Source organism: Burkholderia sp. AU38729, assembly GCF_020419725.1.
Taxonomy (GTDB): Bacteria; Pseudomonadota; Gammaproteobacteria; order Burkholderiales; family Burkholderiaceae; genus Burkholderia.
The window spans coordinates 395223-415509 of sequence record NZ_JAIZQO010000003.1 but is presented as its reverse complement, the minus strand read 5'-3'; the positions used below and the strand labels follow the sequence as shown (position 1 = coordinate 415509).

The window sequence follows — 20287 nt, the reverse complement described above, 5'->3', positions numbered from 1 at the left end:
AGCCGGCGACAAGCAGAAAGGAGGGATTTTATCGCGCCCGGGGGGCCAGACAGACAAAAAGCGGCCGCACGCCGGTAGCGTGCGCCGCTTTTCGGGGATGGCGCGACGATCGGACTCACCGTCGCGCCGTGGGCGGCCGGCAGGCCGCCGACGCTCAGAACGGCAGCTTGACGTCCGGCTTCGCGGCCGTCAGCACACGGCGGAAGTCCTCCTGGATGCGCTTGAGCCCTTCCTGCGTCTCCGACTCGAAACGCATCACGACGACCGGCGTCGTGTTCGACGAACGCGCGAGGCCGAAGCCGTCCGGGTACTCGACACGCAGGCCGTCGATCGTCACGACTTCCTCGGCGCCGTCGAACTTCGCCTCTTTCTGCAGCTTGTCGATCAGGCGGAAGTTCTCGCCTTCGTCGAGCCACAGCTGCAGCTCGGGCGTGCTCATCGCGTCAGGCAGCCCGTTCAGCAGCGCGCTCGGGTCGGCCGTCTTCGCGAGGATCTCGAGCAGGCGCGCGCCCGTGTAGAGACCGTCGTCGAAGCCGTACCAGCGATCCTTGAAGAACACGTGGCCGCTCATTTCGCCGGCGAGCGGCGCACCCGTCTCGCGCAGCTTCGCCTTCACGAGCGAGTGGCCCGTCTTCCACATCAGCGGCTCGCCGCCCTTCGACTTCACCCATTGCGCGAGGTGGCGCGTGCACTTCACGTCATAGATGATCTGCGCGCCCGGGTTGCGCGACAGCACCTCTTCCGCGAACAGCATCAGCTGGCGGTCCGGATAGATGATCTTGCCGTCCTTCGTGACGACGCCGAGGCGGTCGCCGTCGCCGTCGAACGCGAAGCCGATCTCGGCGTCGGTGTCCTTCAGCGCCTGGATCACGTCCTGCAGGTTTTCCGGGTGGGCGGGATCGGGGTGGTGGTTCGGGAACGTGCCGTCGATGTCGGTGAAGCGCTCGACGAGCTCGCAGCCGAGCGCCTTGAACAGGCGCGTCGCGAGCGGGCCGGCCACGCCGTTGCCGGCGTCGACGACGAGCTTCATCGGGCGGGCCGGCTTGATGTCGCCGACGATGCGCGCGATGTATTGATCGGCCACGTCGAACTGTTCGTACGAGCCGCTGCCCGTCTCGAAACGCTCGTCGACGATGCGCTGGTACAGCGCCTGGATCTGCTCGCCGTAGATCGCGGCGCCGCGCAGCACCATCTTGAAGCCGTTGTAGTCGGGCGGGTTGTGGCTGCCCGTGACGACGATGCACGAATCGACGCGGCGCTCGCCGCCCTTCAGCGCGAGCGGGACGTTCGCCGCGAAATAGCCGACCGGCGTGGGCACCATGCCGACGTCGACGACGTCGACGCCCGCCGCCCGCAGGCCGTCGGCCAGCGCGCCGACGAGGTCCGGCCCGGACAGGCGGCCGTCGCGCGCGACGACCACAGCATCGCCGCCCTGCGCACGCACTTCGCTGCCGAATGCCCGGCCGATCCCGCGTGCGGTGTCGGTGTCGAGCGTCTTGCCGACCACGCCACGAATGTCATATGCCTTGAAGATGGATTGGGAGATCATCGATTCTCTTCTCTCAGTTGCGTGCATGGAAAATTGTCTGGCTTGCCTGGCCGCCGCTCGCCGGTGCCGCGCATGATACAGGCTGGCCCGGCACGGCGTGAAACCGCTGGTGCGGAACGGCGGGAGCGACCCCGATCCCACTTATAATCGCGGGTTTTGATGACGCGCATGCCGCCCATTTTAATGCCTAGCCGCCCCGTCGCCGCCAACCTGCAGCCCCCGGGCGCCCTGCCGGCCGCCTCGCGCGCGCGCCGCTGCCGCGCATGCTGAAGCGCTTCGGCAACCCGGATGTCGCGAAGGCCGTCGCGAATCTCGTCTGGCTGGGGCTCGAACGGCTCACGCAGATCGGCGTCGCGATCGCGATCAGCGGCCTGCTGGCCCGTTATTTCGGGCCAGATGTGTTCGGCAAATGGCAGTATGCGAATACGCTCCTCCTCGTACTGGCGCCGCTCACTTGGGTGTGCGGCGCGGAAATCCTCGTCCCGACCATCGTCCAGCGCCCGCCCGCCCAGCTCGGCGCGGTGCTCGGCAGCGCATTCGCGCTGCGCATCGCCGTCTCCGTCGCCGCGCTCGTCGCGACCTGGATCGCGATCGCCGCGGGCGCCTTCGATCCGCTGGTCGGCGCGATGCTCGCGGGCCTCGCGGTCACGATGGTGTTCCGCGAGCCGTTCGTCGGCGTCATCAACGCGTGGCTGCAGAGCATGACCTACAGCAAGCCGCAGCTCGTCACCAGCATGGTCACCGCGCTGGTGAAGGCGCTGCTCGTCTGGCTGCTGGTTCGGGCGGCCGCGGGCCCCGCCCGCTTCGCGTGGCTGTGGGCGCTCGAAGCCGCCGCCATCGGCTTCGCGCTGCTGCTGTACTACCGGCATCGTAACGGCGGCGCGCTCGGCTGGACGTTCGACAAACCGCTGTTCAGGCACTTTGCGACGGCCGGCACCGTGTTCTGGCTCGGCCTCATCTGCATGTACCTGTTCCTGAAGCTCGACCGCCTGATGCTCGAGCGTCACGTGTCGTTCGCCGATCTCGGCCGCTACTCGGCCGCGCAGCAGCTCAACGAGAACTGGATCACGCTCGCGCTGATGCTCGCGCAGACGATCGCGCCCGCCTTCGTCTACCGCGTGCAGGACGTCGTGCGGCTGCGCCGCAACATCGTCCGGCTGATCGCGATGACGGCCGGCCTGATGACGGCCGGCGCGCTCGTGCTCGACGCCGCCGCCCCGCTGATCGTCGGCAAGGTGTTCGGCCACGGCTACGAGGCCTCGGTCGACATCTTCCGCTGGGCGGTCTGGCTGTCGGTGCCCGCCGGCATCGAGGCGATAGGCAATCTTATCGTTCTCAAATATCAAGCAAAATTCGTGTTGCTGTCGAAATGGCTGCTCGCGCTCGCGATCGCGGCGCTCGTCAACCTGTTCGCGATCCCGCGGCTCGGCCTGTACGGCGCGCTCGTCGGGCTGGCGGCCGGCTACCTGGCCGCCGCCGCCGTCAATTTTTATTACATCCGTTTCAAGCTCCGACCATGACGTCCCCTGATTGCCCGACCCCGCTCGACGACGTGGCCGTGCTGATGCCGGCCTACAACGGGCACGACGACGTCGTTCGGACCCTCGCGTCGTTTCGCGAGGACACGCCCGTGCACGTGCTGATCGTCGATGACGGCAGCACGCCGCCGATCGTCGCGCCCGATCTGCCCGGCCTCACGATCGACGTGCTGCGCATGCCGCAGAACGGCGGCATCGAGCGTGCGCTCGCGGCCGGCATCGACGCGCTCGCCGCGCGCGGCTTCCGCTATGCGGCGCGCATCGACGCGGGCGATCTGGCCGCGCCGCAGCGCCTCGCGAAGGAGCGCGCGTATCTCGGCGCCCACCCGCGCGTGGCCTGCGTCGGCATGTGGACGCAAGTCGTGTCCCGCGCCGGCGAGCCGCGCTTCATGCTGACCCCGCCCGCCGATCCGCGCACGCTGCGCCGCACGCGCTTCCTGCGCTCGCCGCTCGTGCATCCGTCGGTGATGCTGCGCATCGACGCCGTGCGTGAAGTGGGGAACTATCGGGCGAAATACCGTGCGGCCGAGGATCTCGATCTTTTTTTACGGTTAATGCAACGCTACGATTGCGCGAACCTGCCGGAACTCGGTCTCTATTACGAACTGAACGAGGGCGGGATCAGTGCGACCAAGCGCCGGCGCCAGCTGGTGTCGACGCTCACGCTGCTGTTGAGCCACTTCAACGCGCTGAACCCGTACGACTGGGCCGGCCTCGCCAAGAACCTGCTGCATTTCGTGACGCCGTACCGAACGTTGCAGCGGATCAAGCAGACGCTGTTCGCCGGGCGGCCGTCCGCCTGACGCACATCCGGCCCTTTCGGCAATTTCGACGCTTTATTTATTCTTTTTTTCATGTCCGCCACCTCCCCGCTGCGCATCGCGCTCGTCTGCAACACGGCCTGGGCGATCTACACGTATCGCCACGGGCTGATCCGTGCGCTCGTCGCGCGCGGCGCCGAGGTCATCGTCATTGCGCCGCACGACCGCACGGTGCCCTTGCTCGAGCAGATGGGCTGCCGCTACGTGGCGCTCGCGGTTGCCTCGAAAGGCACGAGCCCGCGCGAGGATCTCGGCACGCTCGCGGCACTCGTGCGTCACTACCGTGCGCTGAAGCCCGATCTCGTGTTCCATTACACGATCAAGCCGAACATCTACGGCTCGGTCGCCGCGTGGCTCGCACGCGTGCCATCGATCGCGGTGACGACCGGGCTCGGCTACGTCTTCATCCAGAAGAGCCGCGCGGCAAGCGTCGCGAAGCGCCTGTACCGGTTCGCGTTCCGCTTCCCGCGTGAAGTGTGGTTCCTGAACCGCGACGATCTCGCGACCTTCACCGACGAACAGTTGCTCGCGCATCCCGATCGCGCGCGGCTGCTGCACGGCGAAGGCGTCGATCTCGAACAGTTCGCGCCGGTGCCGCTACCGGCCGGCGACGCACCCGTCTTCATCCTGATCGGCCGGCTGTTGTGGGACAAGGGCGTGCGCGAATACGTGGAAGCCGCGCGCATCGTGCGCGCGCGCTTCCCGAATGCGCGCTTCCAGTTGCTCGGGCCGCTCGGCGTCGACAATCCAAGCGCGATCGGCCACGCGGATGTCGATGCGTGGGCCGCCGAAGGCGTGATCGAATATCTCGGCGAAGCGCACGACGTGCGCCCGCACATCGCGGCGGCCGACTGCGTCGTGCTGCCGTCGTACCGCGAAGGCGTGCCGCGCACGCTGATGGAAGCGTCGGCGATGGGCCGCCCGATCGTCGCGACCGACGTGCCGGGCTGCCGCGACGTCGTCGCCGACGGCGAAACGGGGTTCCTGTGCCGCGTGCGCGACAGCGCGAGCCTCGCGGAGCAGTTGCTCCGCATGATCGAACTCGGAACGGCCGGACGCGACGCGATGGGCGCACGCGGCCGGCAAAAGGTCACGGCGGAATTCGACGAACAGCAGGTCGTCGAACGCTACCGGCGTACTATCCATTCGTTAACCGGTATCACCCTCTGAAGGAGCGCATCAGCAATGACCGCTAAAGGCACCATCCTCGTCACGGGCGGAGCGGGCTATATCGGCTCGCACACGACCGTCGAGTTGCTCGACAACGGCTACGACGTCGTGATCGTCGACAACCTCGTCAACAGCAACGCCGAATCCGTGCGGCGCATCACGCAGATCACGGGCAAGACGCCCGCGTTCCATCAGGTCGACGTGTGCGACGAAGCCGCGCTTGCAAAGGTGTTCGACGCGCACCCGATCACCGGCACGATCCATTTCGCGGCACTCAAGGCCGTCGGCGAATCGGTGGAGAAGCCGCTCGAGTACTACCAGAACAACATCGGCGGCCTGCTTGCCGTGCTCAAGGTGATGCGCGAGCGCAACGTCAGGCAGTTCGTGTTCAGCTCGTCCGCGACCGTATACGGCGTGCCAGAGCGCTCGCCGATCGACGAATCGTTCCCGCTGTCCGCGACGAACCCGTATGGCCAGTCGAAGCTGATCGCCGAGCAGATCCTGCGTGATCTTGAAGTCTCGGACCCGTCGTGGCGCATCGCCACGCTGCGCTACTTCAACCCGGTCGGCGCGCATTCGAGCGGGCTGATCGGCGAGGACCCGGCCGGCATCCCGAACAACCTGATGCCGTATGTCGCGCAGGTCGCGGTCGGCAAGCTGGAAAAGCTGCGCGTGTTCGGCTCCGACTACCCGACGCCGGACGGCACGGGCGTGCGCGACTACATCCACGTCGTCGATCTCGCGAAGGGGCACATCGCCGCGCTCGACGCGCTCGCGAAGCGCGACGCGAGCTTCGTCGTGAACCTCGGCACGGGCCAGGGCTACAGCGTGCTGGAAGTCGTGCGTGCGTTCGAGAAGGCGTCGGGCCGCCCGGTGCCGTACGAGCTCGTCGCGCGCCGCCCGGGCGACATCGGCGAGTGCTACGCGAACCCGCAGGCCGCGGCCGACATCATCGGCTGGCGCGCGACGCTCGGCATCGAAGAAATGTGTGCCGATCACTGGCGATGGCAGGAGGGGAACCCGCGCGGTTTTGTATAATCCGCTGTCCATTTTTCGAGCGATCCCATGCTCAGCTTCGCGTCCGGCTTCATCGTCTCCCTGCTCGTCACGCTGTTCATCGTGCGCTACGCGCACCTTCACGAGAAATTCTCGATCGACAGCGACCTGGCCGGCGTGCAGAAATTCCACGTGCGGCCCGTGCCGCGGGTCGGGGGCATCGGGATCCTCGCGGGCGTCGTCGTTGCCGCGCTGGTGCTGTCCCGGCGCTATCCGACGATCTCCGGCAGCATTCTCGGGATCGCTGCCTGCGGGCTGCCGGCCTTCCTGTCCGGCCTCGTCGAGGACCTGACCAAGCGCGTGTCGCCGCGCGCGCGGCTGCTCTGCACGATGGGCGCGGCCGCGCTGGCATTCTGGCTGCTGGGCATCGCGGTCAAGCGCATCAGCGTGCCGCCGCTCGATTTCCTGCTCGGCTACGTGGCCATCTCGGCGTTCATCACGGTGCTCGCGGTCGCGGCGCTTGCGAACGCGATCAACATCATCGACGGCTTCAACGGGCTCGCGTCGATGGTCAGCTTCATGATGTTCGCGTCGCTCGCGTATGTCGCGTTCCATGTGAACGACCCGGTCGTGATGTCCGCGTCGATCATCATGATGGGCGCCGTGCTCGGCTTCTTCCTGTGGAATTTCCCGGCCGGGCTGATCTTCCTCGGAGACGGCGGCGCGTATTTCATCGGCTTCATGCTCGCGGAGCTCGCGATCATGCTCGTGATGCGCAACCGCGAGGTGTCCGCGTGGTACCCGGTGCTGCTGTTCATGTACCCGATCTTCGAGACCTGCTTCTCGATCTACCGGAAGAAGTTCATTCGCGGGATGTCGCCCGGCATCCCGGACGGCGTGCACCTGCACATGCTCGTGTACAAGCGGCTGATGCGCTGGGCCGTCGGCACGAAGCACGCGCACGACCTGACGCGCCGCAATTCGCTGACGTCGCCGTACCTGTGGCTGCTGTGCCTCGTCGCGGTGATACCCGCGACGCTGTTCTGGCGGCACACGGTGCACCTGTTCGTGTTCGTCGTGCTGTTCGCGCTGACTTATGTGTGGCTGTATCTCAGCATCGTGCGGTTCCGCGTGCCGCGGTGGATGGTGGTGCGCAAACACCGGCCCAGTCGCTGAGCCGTTCTCGGCCCGGCATGAAAAAAGCGCCCTGCGGGGCGCTTTTCTTTTTGGCCGGCCGGCTGGTCGCTGCGTGGCGCAACCACACGGTTCTCAGCGTTCAGCGGTTCGACGCGACCCGTACGCTCTTCAGCGCCGGAACGGCAGCCGTTTGATACTCGGGCACCCAGCGGCGCAAGTCGCGCCGCACTTCGTCGTCGGGCAGGACACGATGCTGCATCAGCCACGGCAGCAGTTCGTCGAGGAAATTGTCCGGCACTTCTCGCGCCCGCGCGATCCGCAGCTTCGGATGCGGCGTGCGCGTCGTCGCCTCGTCGTCCGCCAGCAACTCCTCGTAGAGCTTCTCGCCGGGCCGCAGCCCGGTGAACTCGATCCGGATCTGCTCTTCCGAGAAACCGTACAGGCGGATCAGGTCGCACGCCAGATCGACGATCTTCACCGGCTCGCCCATGTCGAGAATGAAGATCTCGCCGCCATGCCCCATGCTCGACGCCTGTAGCACCAGCTGCGACGCTTCCGGGATCGTCATGAAGAAACGCGTGATCTCGGGGTGCGTGACCGTGACCGGGCCGCCCTTCGCGATCTGCTGCTGGAACTTCGGGATCACGCTGCCCGCGCTGCCGAGCACGTTGCCGAATCGCACGGTCTCGAACTGCGTACGCCCGCTCGTCTGCTGCAGCGCCTGACAGGCCATTTCGGCGAGACGCTTGCTCGCGCCCATCACGTTGGTCGGATTGACGGCCTTGTCGGTCGAGATCAGAACGAAGTGACGCACATCGTGGCGAATCGCCGCGCGGGCCACGCGATAGGTGCCGAGCACATTGTTGCGCAGCGCCTGCCACGCGTTGTGTTCCTCCATCAGCGGCACGTGCTTGTAGGCGGCCGCATGGAACACGATGTGCGGCGCATGACGCGACATCACCTGGTCGAGCAGCAGCGAATCCTTTGCATCTCCGATGATCGGCACGACCGGTAGGTCCGGGAAGCGCTCGTGCAACTCCTCGGTCAGCCGGTACATCGCATACTCGGACAGGTCGAACGCAACGAGTTGCGCGGGCGCGAAGCGCAGGATCTGCCGGCAAAGCTCAGAGCCGATCGAGCCGCCCGCGCCGGTCACCATCACGACGCGGCCGCGCAGCAGCGCCTCGACGTGCGGCGTGTCGATCGTCACGGCATCCCGGCCGAGCAGATCCTCGAGATCGATGTTCCGCACCTGCGACAGGAAGCCCTGCCCCGGCATCAGCGCGGTCAGCGACGGCAGCACCATCGCCTTCACGCCGGCCCGCACGCACAGCGTCGCGACGCGACGCTGCGTCTCGACCGACGCCGATGGAATCGCGATGATCGCGTATTCGACCTTCATTGCGTCGGTCCAGTGCTTGAGGTCGTTGAACGAGCCCAGTACCTTGTAGCCGTAGATTTCGCGACCCTGCTTCGTGACGTCGTCGTCGAGCAGGCCGACGAGGCGCCACTCGCCCGAGCGTGAAAGTTCGCGTGCGAGGCTCGCGCCTGCCGTGCCGGCGCCGAGCACCAGCACTGGTTTGCCCTTCCCGACGAGCCCGCCGTACAGGTAGTATTCCTTCGTCGCGCGATAAAGCGCACGTGCGCCGCCCATCGCGAGGAACAGCATCAGCGGCGACACGAGCAGCACCGAGCGCGGGATGATCGGGTGTGGCTGGAACATCACGGCGCCGATCATCACGATCACGCCGCCGCCCACTACTGCTTTCGAGATACGCATCAGATCGGGCAGGCTCGCGAATACCCACAGCCCGCGATACAGGCCGAACCCGCGAAACATCAACGCGTAGACGGGCAGCACCCACGTGAGCGCCATCAGTGCGCCGCTCAGGAAATCATGCGGAACGCTGCCATTGAATCGAACGAGATACGCGAACAACCATGCGGCGGCGACCGCCGTCAGGTCAAACAGGAAAGCGCTCAGCGAAAGCCATGATGCTTTGGATCGCAACATCGGCAGGAAACCTCAAGAGTTATTTTTGGCGGCCGACTGAAACCGACGCCAACGCATGTCGATCACCAGTCCGATACACGCCAGGACGCCGTACCACGCGAAAAACGACAGCCATTGCTGCAGTTCCGGGCGGCCCTTTGCCCACGCGGCGACAATTATGCCTGCGAGCATGACGAGGTACCAACAAAGAGCAGTCCGGCGGTGACCTACGCCCGCCCGAACCATCCTTTGATAATAGTGCTCCCGGTGGGCCTGCCAGAACTTTTCGCCTCGTAACAGACGTCTCAAAAGTGTTACAGATGCGTCGGCAATAAAGGGCGAGAACACCAGCGCCGGGAACCAGATCGGCCACACGCCCGCACTCCAGCCCCAGTAGCCAAGCGCTCCCGCCAGGAATCCGAGCGGAATCGAGCCGGCATCGCCAAGAAACAGCCTGGCCGGATGGAAATTCAGTAGCAGGAACCCGAGCGCGGCGCCTGCGACAGTCGAGCCGGCCACAACTAGATCCGGCGATGGCGTCGGGCTGGTCAGCGCGGCGATCGCATACGCGCCGAAGCCGAACAGCGCCATGCCGCCCGCGAGGCCGTCCGCACCGTCCATGAAGTTGTACAGGTTCGTCAGCCAGACCATCACGAAGCCAACGCCGACCAGGAGCCACCACGGTACGTCGGCCGGAAACGCGACGATCAGCCCGACGACCGCCGCAAGGTGTGCAGAAAACCGCACACGGGCGGGCAGCCCGCGCCGATCGTCGATCTGAGACATCGCTGCAAGCCCGGCTGCAGCGAAGACGATCAGCCACAAATGCGGCGCGAGCGCGAGCAGCGCGATGACGCAGACCGGTACGATGCCCCAGCCGCCGACGCGCGGCGTCGGCCGCGTATGGAGCGAACGGTCGTTCGGCATGTCGGTGGCGAGACGCCACGCAAGGCCGGTCGCGAGCAGTACACGCAGAATGGTCGTCGACGCGATGGCAGCGGCGAGCGCCACCGCAGCCGCTTGGGGCCACGTGGATATCGGGTAATGCATGTCGACTATTGTTGTGTATCGCGCGAACGATACCATGCGGCGGTCGCTTCGAGGCCCTGCCTTGTCGTATAAGGCGGATGCCAGCCGAGCACGCGCTTGATCCGGCCCGTATCGAGTTCGAGGCTGCCAGTCAGGCGGTCGATCGCCGCGCGGCGGCCGGTGAGCGTGCCGAGCGCGCGCAGCACGGGGGACGGAACAGCAATCAGCCGGGCCGGCTTGCCGAGCGCCTCGCCTACCAGGCGTAACAGGCCCGTAACCGAGGGCGCATCGTCGTCGGCAACGTGAAAACACTCGCCGGCCGCACGCGGAGCGACCGCGCATTGGAGCAGGGCGTCGGCCAGGTTATCGACGTAGACGATACTGCGGCGTGCCGTGATGGAGCGGAGCGGCAGCGGCATCCCGCGTGCAACCGCGTCCATCATGCGCAGGAAGTTGGCCCGAACGGCCGGACCGTAGACCAGCGGCGGGCGAACGACCACGACGTCGAGCCCGTTCGACGCACCGAATTGTGCGAGTTCGCGCTCCGCGCGCAGTTTCGAGCGACCGTAGGCGTCCTGCGGGTCGGGGCTCACCGCTTCCGACAACGGCACGCCGCCGTCACTCTCGCCGACCGCCTTGATGCTGCTTGCATAGACGATGCGGCACACGCCATGCTGGCGCGCGGCTTTGGCGAGACGCAAGGTACCAGCGACATTGGTCGCGTCGAACGCGGCGTCGGGATTCGGCGACTCATCGCGCATCACGTGCACGCGCGCTGCGAGATGGATCACGCAGTCGACCTCGAGGTCGTCAGGCCATGTGTCGCCCAGACCATCAAAATCGGGCGCATCGTGCACCCATTCGCGCACGCCTGAAATGCATCCGTGGGGCCGGCGCACTAGGCCGATGACGTCATGCCCCGCCGCGAGCGCGAGCCGGCACACCGCGCGGCCGACGAAGCCATTCGCGCCGGTCACGGCGATGCGGCTCACCACCACCTCCAGCCAAAGCGGTTGTAGAACTTGAAAGCCGATGCCGCGAACATCCGGATATGTGCGAAGCCCTTGCGGGACGCTCCACCGCCGTGGTGAACCACGCGAACCGACGGGACATATGCGACACGGGCGACGTCCCGCGTTCTCAGACTCAGATCGTAATCTTCGAAGTACAGGAAGTAACGGGGATCGAATCCACCCAGCTTTTTCAGGACATCGGTACGGAACAGCATGAAGCAGCCGCTGATGATCGGGGGGTCCCATACGATGTCGCGATCATTGATGACGTCGCGCATTTCGTAGCGGGCAAGGCGCTTCCTGAATGGCTGCCGGAACCGCGCCGGCAGGAAGCCACGCACGAGCAGGTCGAAGAGCGTTGGATAGCGGCGGCAGAGATATTGCGGGCCGCCGGATTCGTCGCCGATACGGGGCGCGAGCGCACCTGCATCGAAATGCGAATCGAAGAACTTGCGCGCGGCAACCAGGGCATGTGCGTCGAGATCGATATCTGGATTCAAGATCAGATGGAGCGGACGCGTCGATAGATCGATCGCGAGATTGTGCCCTCGTCCATAGCCGACATTGCCGTGCCCCGTCAGAACCCGGCATGTGACGCCCTGCGCTTCGAGCCCGCGCGTCACCGCGCCGACGTCGCCAAGGCCACCGTTATCGACCAGATACAGGTCGACCGGACACCCGGGAGACGCAGCGCGCAAATGCGCGCAGGCCGCGCCCAAGCTGACGAGCGTCTGCTCGAGTTGGACAGCGTCTGGACGGTATACAACGATGGAAACCGACAAGCCGTCGGCATTTCGAGACGGCACGCTTGTTACATTCATCCGTGGTTCGACATCGCGCTCGCATGACGAAGCGCCAGTTGTATAGGGCAGCCCATTCTGTGCATCTGGATACACAAAGGCTGTTGCAAGCGGATCGCGTTCATATCGTGCATTAATCCGCTTGCTCGGAACGCAGTCGCTCACTCTCCATGCCCGCCCGGTTTCGGATCGCATTGCGAAACAGGTCAGAGGGCCTCGGGATGCAGCCCGCAGCCGTCGTCTGCTTCACGAGCGACGTGTGCCGAGTCCGGATGGCATGCGACGTACCCGGAACGATCTTGTGGATACCGCCACTATTAATGACGGAAATGTTCCATCCCCAATCTTCATATCCGATGTTGTTCTTGAAATCGGTGCCCGTATAGGGCACCGACCTCAAAAAATCCGTGGACGTGAATACGAGGGACGTCCACGCATTGGTAAATGCCAGCTGCGCCACATGGAAGCTGGGATCTTCCATATCGACGTGCAGGTAGATGTTCGGGGTAGCGCCAAAGCACACATTTACTTCCGGGTGCCATGCGACGTTACGCGGATCGGCCTCGGCGGCCTTGTGCGCCGCGACGAGCCAGTCGGTACACCATATGTCGTCCGCATCGAGAAACCCGATCCATTTCCCGTTTGCTTCGTCCGCGGCGGAATTGCGCGCATAGCCGAGGTCGCCATGCTCGACCGTTACGATTCGCAAATCCTCGCGCCGCGACGCGTATTCTTCAAACACCTGCAGCGTCAGCGCGTTCGGCTTGTCGAGAACGGCGAGCATTTCGACACGTAGTCCGGCCGCAGCCGCGGCATCCGCGCTGCGCGACAAGCTGTTGAGCGAGGCGTGCGCAAGCAGCCCTTCGGCATGGCCATTGATGACTGCAGTAATATCGAACTTCGTCATGGTCAGTTGATAAACGACGGAGATACGCGGAGGGTTGTGCAGAACTGCTCCCACGAGTGCTCGCTTTGCACCCAGTCAATCATGCGCTCCGCACGCTGCCTGGCTTCATCGGGACGGCGGGCAATGTCTTGCAACGCTGCAACGTACGGATCGGCCTCCTTGTATGACTGGATCAGCCACCCTGTCTGTTCCGTCACGAGATCCGGAATCCCGCCCACTGCGGATGCAACCATGGGAATACCCGTGCACGCGATATCGGCCAGCGTCAGCGGCAAGCCATCCCAGAGCGAGGTATATAGAAATGCATTGTAATCGTTGATCGGCAGGCTCGCCGTCGATGGGAACGGTCCCTTGACGGTCAGGTTGTCGAGCACACGCTGCGCGTCCGCCAGCTTCGACGCGTATGCATCATCCCCGTAGCCGTAAACGTCGAAGTGGAAGTCTGGCGCACGACGAGCGATCTCGATCAGGAGATCGACATTCTTCTGCTTGCAGAAACGACCGGCCCACATCACCCGGTTGCCCTCTTTCGGGCCGCCCTTGTATGTCCCGACCGCCACGTTGCCGACTGGCTGGTGAAGCGTGACCAGCCTCGATCGCATGCTCTCAGGAACACCATAATCCGCCGCCAGTTCGTCCACAAAACCGGCGTTGTCGAAATAGACCTTCGTCAGATACGGTACGCTGTCCCGAAAGTGTGTATCGGCATAGCCAGCCGCGCGGCCGTCCGGCGTATAGTCGCGGCAGAACAGGCACGCATACAGCTCGGTCAACTTGCTCAATGCGGCGCCCTTCTTCGCGATGGCGTCCCAGCAAGCACCGCTATTGACGTTCATGACCGACTTCGGACGCAACGCCAAGATCAGTGACTCCACCAACTGGATTCGGTCCGCGCGTGTCAGTGATGGCTCAATTTCGGACAGCACCCGCACGTGCGTGCCGGCCGGCAGCCATTCGATTGCATCGGTACGGTCGTAATCGGTCAACACGATCAGTGTAGAGTCGATGCCGTTTTCCTGGATGCTCGCACGAACGACATTCGTCGCAGCGAGGTCGGCACCTCCGCGCACGAGCCATGGCACGAACACGATATGCTCGAACGCGCAGGGCAACGAATCGAAAAGCCTTTGCCATGCACCGATACCGGACCACGACTGTCCGCCGTAACTGATTCCGAGCAATGCCGGCTCCGCAAAAACGGAGTCGAGCAGAATTGTGGGCTCCAGTTCACCGGCTTCGGCGACCATTTTCTCGATGGTGCCAAGGACGTGAGCGGGCAACCCACCGTGGCGCCCTTGTGGTTGGCCAATCCTCATGTAATGGACGAGCGGATGCATTCCGCTCGCCGCAACGTCCGGGTAGGCCCACGTGTACCAGCGCCCGTCGAAGAAACGATGGGCACGCCGCCCCTCGAATCCCCCGTGCCTAACGTAGTGCTCGAGTGGGTCGGGCAGACTCGCCAGATCGGGATTGAGCCTGCAATAAAGTTCGAGGTCGAACAAGCCGGACTGCTCGATGATCTGCCGGGTTTCCTGCGGGGAATATTGCCCATTGCCCGCGACGGAATCGCGCGGCTCCACATCGGAATTCGCCAGACCCGTCGCGCGCCCCGTCACCGGCGTGAAATGGCGTCCCTCTTGCTTGCCGAATGCCAAGTAATGGACGAGCGGATTGACGCCGGCGGCCCGGACGTCAGGGTAGTCGTCGAGATAGCGGTTACCGTCGAACGACATGCTCGGCTGCCGCGCTTCCCTCCACCCGAACGTCAGGTAATGAACAACAGGATCGATGGCCGCATCCGCTACGTCAGGATAGGTCGCCAGATAGTATGCGCCATCGAACAATGGCGATGTGCGAAGCAATCCGCCTTCGTCTACCGATACGTCCGATGATTCAGTGAAGCGTCTTGCAAGCCTCCCAACGCGCCGACGCGCAGCCCGATATCGATCAATTAGCATAGTTGATGTACCGCGCCCCGACTGTGGAGACCGACGAGGGATGAGCCTGATCTCTGCCTTCTGTTGCGCGAGCGATACCGTCAGATTCTGATTGTCCCGCTCGGTGGCAGCATTGATTCTGCGACATTCGTCCAACCTTTTCTCTAGCCATTGCTTCCCGGTAGTGAGTTCACTGATATCGCTCTTGAGCTTGCGCGTCATTGCCTCGAGCCGTTCGATCTCCGACTGGTGGTCGGCAAGCGCTGCGCTCAGTTGTTGCTTGTCCTGCTCCATGGCGATGTTGGCCGCCTTATAGTTGCTCCACTGCTCTTCAAGCCACTGCTTGCCCCGCATCAGAGATCCGATATCGTCTTTGAGTTGGCAGACAATCCCTTCGAGACGCTCGATCTCCCGTTCGTGTTCCCGCTGCGATCCAATCAGGCGCAGCCGTTCCTGCTCGAGGGCGACATTAGTCGAGTAGATCTCCGCCGACGTCTGTATGAGCAATTGCATTGCGCCGGCCAGTTGTTGGGGAAACGCGGCCATGTTCTTCGCGAGCGTCGCCTCCGCCGTCGAGCGCATGTGCGCAGAATCCTTGCTCATCGACTGACCATGGAGCCGGTAGTAGCCGAGTTCTCGCGGCACGAATCGCGCCGTGAATCCAGATGCCACAATCCGGATCCACAAGTCCCAATCGCAGCACCCTCCGAGCGACTTATCAAATCCACCCACTGTGTCGAGGGCGGACGCGCGTACCATCACGCAGACCGGCGGGAAGTATCCGCCGAGCATGAGCGACGGCAAGATATTGCCATTCAGTTCGGCTCGCGCATGTGCAACTTTATGCGTATCTGCCACTTCACCCTGCTCATTGACGCGGACGATGTCGCCGTAAGCCAAACCGGCATCCTTGTCGCCGATAAGCGCCTGTGACAACTCTTCGATCATCGTGGGCGCAAGCCAGTCGTCGGCATCCAGGAAGACCAGAAACTCCCCGCTGCTGGCCGCAATCGCGTTATTACGTGCGATCGCAACCCCTGCATTCGCTTGCACGATCAACGTGATGCGAGGGTCACCCAATGCCCGCACGAGTTCCGCTGGATCTTCCGCAGAGCCATCGTTCACGAGCAGAACTTCGATGTCCTCAAACGTCTGCTTCAGTACACTCTCCAAGCATTGCCGGAGATACTTCGCCTGATTAAAAAAGGGGACAATAACCGAAACGGTAGCCATCGAAGTCCTTCAGTCTGATCACGGCTGCAGGGCCGTGTTCTTTGAAAAGCGAGCAATCGTCTCGCTCATGCCGTCCCGGAAAGAGGTCTTCGGCCCCCAGCCAAGCACCTGTTTGGCAAGCGATACATCGAGAATACTGACCGGTACGTCAAATGAGCGCGCAGCGTCGTACTTGACGCAAATTGGCGTACCGAGAATCCCCCCGATCGTCTCGACAATCTGCTTGAGCGACGTGCCTTCTCCTGAGCCAATGTTGAAGACGGGATCCACGTGCCCGAACGCTGCGCTCGGGGCGCCCATTGCCGCGACGAACGCGTCCACCGCATCGTCGATATACAGGTAGTCGCGGACGACCGAGCCATCGCCCCATATCTGAATGTCGAGACCGGCCAATGCGCGCCAGGCGAAGATCGATGCAGCTCCTAACTGGCCCTCGACATTCTGTCCGGGGCCGAATGGATTGCTGACACGCAAGATGCGCGCGTCCACATTGAACTGCCGGCGATAGAGCATCGCATAGCCTTCAACCGCCGCTTTCGACGCGCCATATACACCGAGAGGCCGCAGCGGATGCGATTCAGGGACCCGATCGGCTTCCGGCACCCCATAGACGGTCCCGCCCGACGAAGCAAAGACGAACGGAATACCCGGGTGCTGCCGCATCGCCTCGAGCAGCGCAACGGTACCCATGACGTTGGTGGCCACGTCGTCGAGCGGCGCACTATTGGCCGTTCGCGGCACGGTCGACCACGCAAGATGAAAAACACCGTCGACACCTTCGATGGCGTTGAGCCAGGTATCGACCGACGCGCCAAGCGGGCACTCGACGTCGTTTGCGCCATCAACAACCCTTCTCATTGCACATCGCACGACGTGGCCATTCGCTCGTAGCCGCTCGACGAGCGATCGACCGATAAATCCTGACGCACCGGTCACCAAATAAGTTTTCTTTTCCATTTACGCGCAGAAATCGCCTACCAAGCGCCGGCAACTGTAGGTGTGCCCGCAAGTGCTGTCAAACGCCGCCCCATACCTGCCCACATCGATCGATGCTTCGCCGAAACCGAACCGATCTGCCACGAAATTCGGGCTCCTCGTTAGCGACACGAATGTATCGCACCCACCCGATCATTACTCACGCTCGCCTCGGTCCGTCGGCATTCTCACCCGCCGCCTCAAAGGTCAGGCAAGCGCTGCGAAGGCGGGATAGTCGCCCGCGAGCTTGTCGTATCGAGTGAAGACGCGATCGAAATGTCCGATGCGTTTGAAGAAACGTCGACGATGCTTTGAGTTCGGTACAGCTCGTGGCTACGGCGACGCCTGGCCTTTCGATTCGAACGTGGCGAGATGGCAACCTTGGCGTGCGCTGCACGAGTTCTCGAGGGCATCCAAGCGTAGCATCTGTCAGCCCCCGCGCTTGCGCGCAGATGCTCGACCGATCCGTACGCGCAGGACCTTTGGACAACCCGTCCCTTGGCAATGCTCGTCCGCGGAGGACATCCGGCTTCATCGACAGCCACGTAGGTTGGCAGTTGGCACCGTCTTTTTCGAGCGTGAGCCGAATCCCGATGCTCATGCACGACGGTCAAGTACAAGTGAAGCAAGAAAAATTATCGCGACAGCATTGTAGCCGATGAGTTTGGCGTCAGGGTTCAAGGAAGGTCATACGCGCCTCGCAGATGAGAATGGAGCGCATCGGAAGTGCAACAAACAGTGTTCGAACACCTCGCGGCTTGGACAGAGACCGCGGACGCCGACATCCATGCTCATCCCGGGATACGGTGGATCGGATAAGGGTAACTGTGCAACCCAGGCCCTGCCTTTTATAGGGTCATATATAGAGCTGCCAGACCCAGAGACATGTCACGAGCCGGGTCCATCGGTCCCGCAACGAGGGTTGCTTCTCCCCTAGCCCCGTGCGGCCCTCCCCGTACTCCGCGATGGACCAATTTCTAACCCGGATGGTGGGCAACGGAAGGCCATTACGAGCGCAGCCGTCTGCGCGCACGCCATAGGGTTTGCAACCCTTGCCGCGCCAGTTTGATCGCCCACGGCGCCTTGGCCTTGAGGTACTCCACGATCTTCCGCGTCGCAAAAACGGCCCTGCTGTTCTGATAGAAGGCGAGCTGACTTCGCAATGCGTGGAGTTCCTCCTCCAACGCACCGGGCGCTGCATGTGCTGCCTGCCCTCCTTCAAGAACATACAGCGGGAGCCTCACCTCCCCCGCCTCGACCATCTTGCCCGTCAACAACGCGTGGTACAACTCACGATGGCGCGCGACACGCTCCGGCGTGTGATACATCGAATTCGCCCGACGCCGATAGAAGAAATGTATGCCGTTCGTCGCAATGAAGCGCTTCCCGGTGGCGAGTGCGCGGGAATAGATATCCCAATCCTCATACGCTTCGAGTTCTTCGCGATACTTCAGCTCGCGCATCACTGCCGTACGCGCCATGCAGGTTGCGGTCGAAAAGCGGTTTTCATACATGCCGAGCGCCCGCGCTTCACCATAGAACACCGCGTAGTCGGCAAATGCCGCCTGTCGACCGATCTGCCCTTCCTCCCGATCCAGGAAGAATCCGGTTTGCGGCACGACGAAATCGAATGCAGGATTCCATTGCAATGCATTTACCGCCAGTTCGATAAACTGGGGACCAATCAGATCGTCCGCATCAAGCGTGAGTATGAACTCTCCGCGCACGTGCTGAAGCGCGACATTTCTGGTTGCCGCCAGCCCGAGATTCATGGGATTCCGAATGATACGTATGCGCCCGCGCAACGTCTGAATGCGTTCGATCGTGAGGCAGCTCAACGCGTCAGTCGAACAGTCGTCAACGACGACGATTTCAACGTTCTCGTAAGTCGACGCCAGGATCGAATCAAGCGTGCGCGGAAGATACTCGCCCAGATTGAAATGCGGCACGACTACCGATACGAGCGGGCGACTCGCGACCGACTTCGGAGCAGGCCGTGCCTGCAGCATGTCCCACGGCGACGGATCGGCGGGCGTTTTCACGACTTCCCGTACGCCACGCGCATAAGCAACGGCAAGTGCGGCGGCAAGCCCTTCCGCGGTACCGTCGAACTTGCAACAATTGAGACCATCACGCCATGGCGAACTGTCACCGAATGCCGGATTGTTGCCATTCAGCACGCAAATGGCACCGGCGAGCGAAGCCTCGTATGCCGACAAACAGAATGACTCGAACTGCGAAGCGGTCACGCTGATCGACCGGGACAGCAGATGTGCGCGCTCGATCGGGCTGGCGTTGTCGAGAAAGACAAAGCGCGCCGCCAGATCAGGCGGAACCATCCGCTGCAGCCGCGCCATGGCATCCGGCGACGAATGTGCGGCAAATACGATGTTGCCGCGATATTCCTGATGCGCACGCAAGAATCCACATGCACCTCGAAGAAAGAGATCCGGCCGCTTCAGATACTGGATTTTGGACGGAAAAACGATCGGCGTATCTGCGCAAGCCCTGATCGGCACTCGCACAACATCGCCGAAATCAAGTGTCACGGGCGGCGCGTGGACATGCATTCGAGGCAGCCATTCTTCATCTGAAAAGCCGAAGAACGCCTTGATCGCGTGTCCGACTTCCGGAATCTGCGCGATGACGTAATCAGAATCGGCCAGCGCCTTGCGCTCGAGATCATAGGTCGCAAGTGCCTGCTTGTCGACCAGCCGGCTATCGACGTCGGCAAGCAGGCTGTCCACCGTATGCAAACGGACCGCGACGACACTGTCGTCGAACTCCCGCCCCAGGAGTTTTTCCTGCGTCGTCGCGAAACCGAGTCCACCCCAGTCGGGAAATTCAATATAGTCCAGCTTGCCGACTTCGCTTGCGAGCTTGCGAAGTCCCTGGAGAGCACGCACCGACCGCCAGTGCCACTCCGTATCCGTGAATGCCCATTCCGGCGGGTAGCAGACCCCGCTCTCGTCGACGAGCTCGTAATCGAGCTTCGATACAACGACAAGCTTGATCTGCGGATATACCGACGCGAATCGATTCGAATCGAGATCGTCACCGACCCAAACAATAGCCGTTTGCGCCGCCTGCGCGGGATCGAGCGACGACAACATGTTGGCGATGGCGCGACCAATCCCCCCGTGCGTAAACGGAAACAGCTCGGTGGTTACAAAAACTTTCATTGGCCCC

The 20287-nt window shown here is 63.2% G+C and carries 14 protein-coding genes; 5 read left to right on the top strand and 9 right to left on the bottom strand.

What is annotated here, in order from left to right; translation table 11 throughout:
• Positions 1–154 precede the first annotated feature (154 nt).
• A complete protein-coding gene (locus tag LGM56_RS10740; protein WP_089445078.1) occupies positions 155–1549 on the bottom strand; it encodes a phosphomannomutase/phosphoglucomutase in 1395 nt (464 codons plus the stop codon).
• Between the two features lie 263 nt (positions 1550–1812).
• Between LGM56_RS10740 and LGM56_RS10735 the strand changes: the two genes are divergently transcribed.
• Genes LGM56_RS10735 through LGM56_RS10715 form a run of 5 tightly spaced genes read left to right on the top strand, consistent with a single transcriptional unit; the run spans position 1813 to position 7250 of the window.
• A complete protein-coding gene (locus LGM56_RS10735) occupies positions 1813–3069 on the top strand; it encodes a lipopolysaccharide biosynthesis protein (protein WP_089494234.1) in 1257 nt (418 codons plus the stop codon).
• A complete protein-coding gene (locus LGM56_RS10730; protein ID WP_089494233.1) occupies positions 3066–3890 on the top strand; it encodes a glycosyltransferase in 825 nt (274 codons plus the stop codon). The genes LGM56_RS10735 and LGM56_RS10730 overlap by 4 nt, the downstream gene beginning before the upstream one ends.
• Before the next feature lie 51 nt (positions 3891–3941).
• The gene (locus LGM56_RS10725; RefSeq protein WP_089494232.1) at positions 3942–5078 is read left to right on the top strand and encodes a glycosyltransferase family 4 protein; all 1137 of its coding nucleotides are present in this window, start codon (positions 3942–3944) and stop codon (positions 5076–5078) included.
• A 15-nt stretch (positions 5079–5093) separates the two neighbouring features.
• Entirely contained in the window at positions 5094–6116 is a 1023-nt protein-coding gene (gene galE / locus LGM56_RS10720) for a UDP-glucose 4-epimerase GalE (protein WP_089494231.1), read from the top strand.
• Between the two features lie 27 nt (positions 6117–6143).
• Positions 6144–7250, top strand: coding sequence for an MraY family glycosyltransferase (locus LGM56_RS10715; RefSeq protein ID WP_089494230.1), 1107 nt, complete (start codon positions 6144–6146; stop codon positions 7248–7250).
• A 100-nt stretch (positions 7251–7350) separates the two neighbouring features.
• Here the strand turns inward: LGM56_RS10715 and LGM56_RS10710 are convergent, their stop codons facing one another.
• The 8 genes from LGM56_RS10710 to LGM56_RS10675 all read right to left on the bottom strand — a co-directional run bounded on the left by LGM56_RS10710 (position 7351) and on the right by LGM56_RS10675 (position 20280).
• Complete coding sequence (locus LGM56_RS10710; protein WP_089494229.1) at positions 7351–9225, bottom strand: polysaccharide biosynthesis protein; 1875 nt, start codon at positions 9223–9225, stop codon at positions 7351–7353.
• 12 nt (positions 9226–9237) lie between these two features.
• Positions 9238–10254 carry an MraY family glycosyltransferase gene (locus LGM56_RS10705; RefSeq protein WP_226204524.1) on the bottom strand — a complete coding sequence of 339 codons (1017 nt, stop codon included), beginning with the start codon at positions 10252–10254 and terminating at the stop codon, positions 9238–9240.
• A 5-nt stretch (positions 10255–10259) separates the two neighbouring features.
• Positions 10260–11225: a UDP-glucose 4-epimerase family protein gene (locus LGM56_RS10700; protein WP_089494227.1), complete on the bottom strand. Its 966-nt coding sequence runs from the start codon at positions 11223–11225 to the stop codon at positions 10260–10262.
• A complete protein-coding gene (locus LGM56_RS10695; RefSeq protein ID WP_226204522.1) occupies positions 11222–12067 on the bottom strand; it encodes a glycosyltransferase in 846 nt (281 codons plus the stop codon). The genes LGM56_RS10700 and LGM56_RS10695 overlap by 4 nt, the downstream gene beginning before the upstream one ends.
• A 112-nt stretch (positions 12068–12179) precedes the next feature.
• Positions 12180–12953 carry a glycosyltransferase family 2 protein gene (locus tag LGM56_RS10690; RefSeq protein ID WP_089494225.1) on the bottom strand — a complete coding sequence of 258 codons (774 nt, stop codon included), beginning with the start codon at positions 12951–12953 and terminating at the stop codon, positions 12180–12182.
• Positions 12954–12955: 2 nt separating this feature from the next.
• Complete coding sequence (locus LGM56_RS10685) at positions 12956–16123, bottom strand: glycosyltransferase (RefSeq protein WP_226204519.1); 3168 nt, start codon at positions 16121–16123, stop codon at positions 12956–12958.
• An 18-nt stretch (positions 16124–16141) separates the two neighbouring features.
• On the bottom strand, positions 16142–17080 hold the full coding sequence (locus tag LGM56_RS10680) for an NAD-dependent epimerase/dehydratase family protein (protein WP_226204517.1): 939 nt from the start codon (positions 17078–17080) through the stop codon (positions 16142–16144).
• A 1025-nt stretch (positions 17081–18105) separates the two neighbouring features.
• Positions 18106–20280 carry a glycosyltransferase gene (locus tag LGM56_RS10675; RefSeq protein WP_226204515.1) on the bottom strand — a complete coding sequence of 725 codons (2175 nt, stop codon included), beginning with the start codon at positions 20278–20280 and terminating at the stop codon, positions 18106–18108.
• Between the last annotated feature and the right edge of the window lie 7 nt (positions 20281–20287).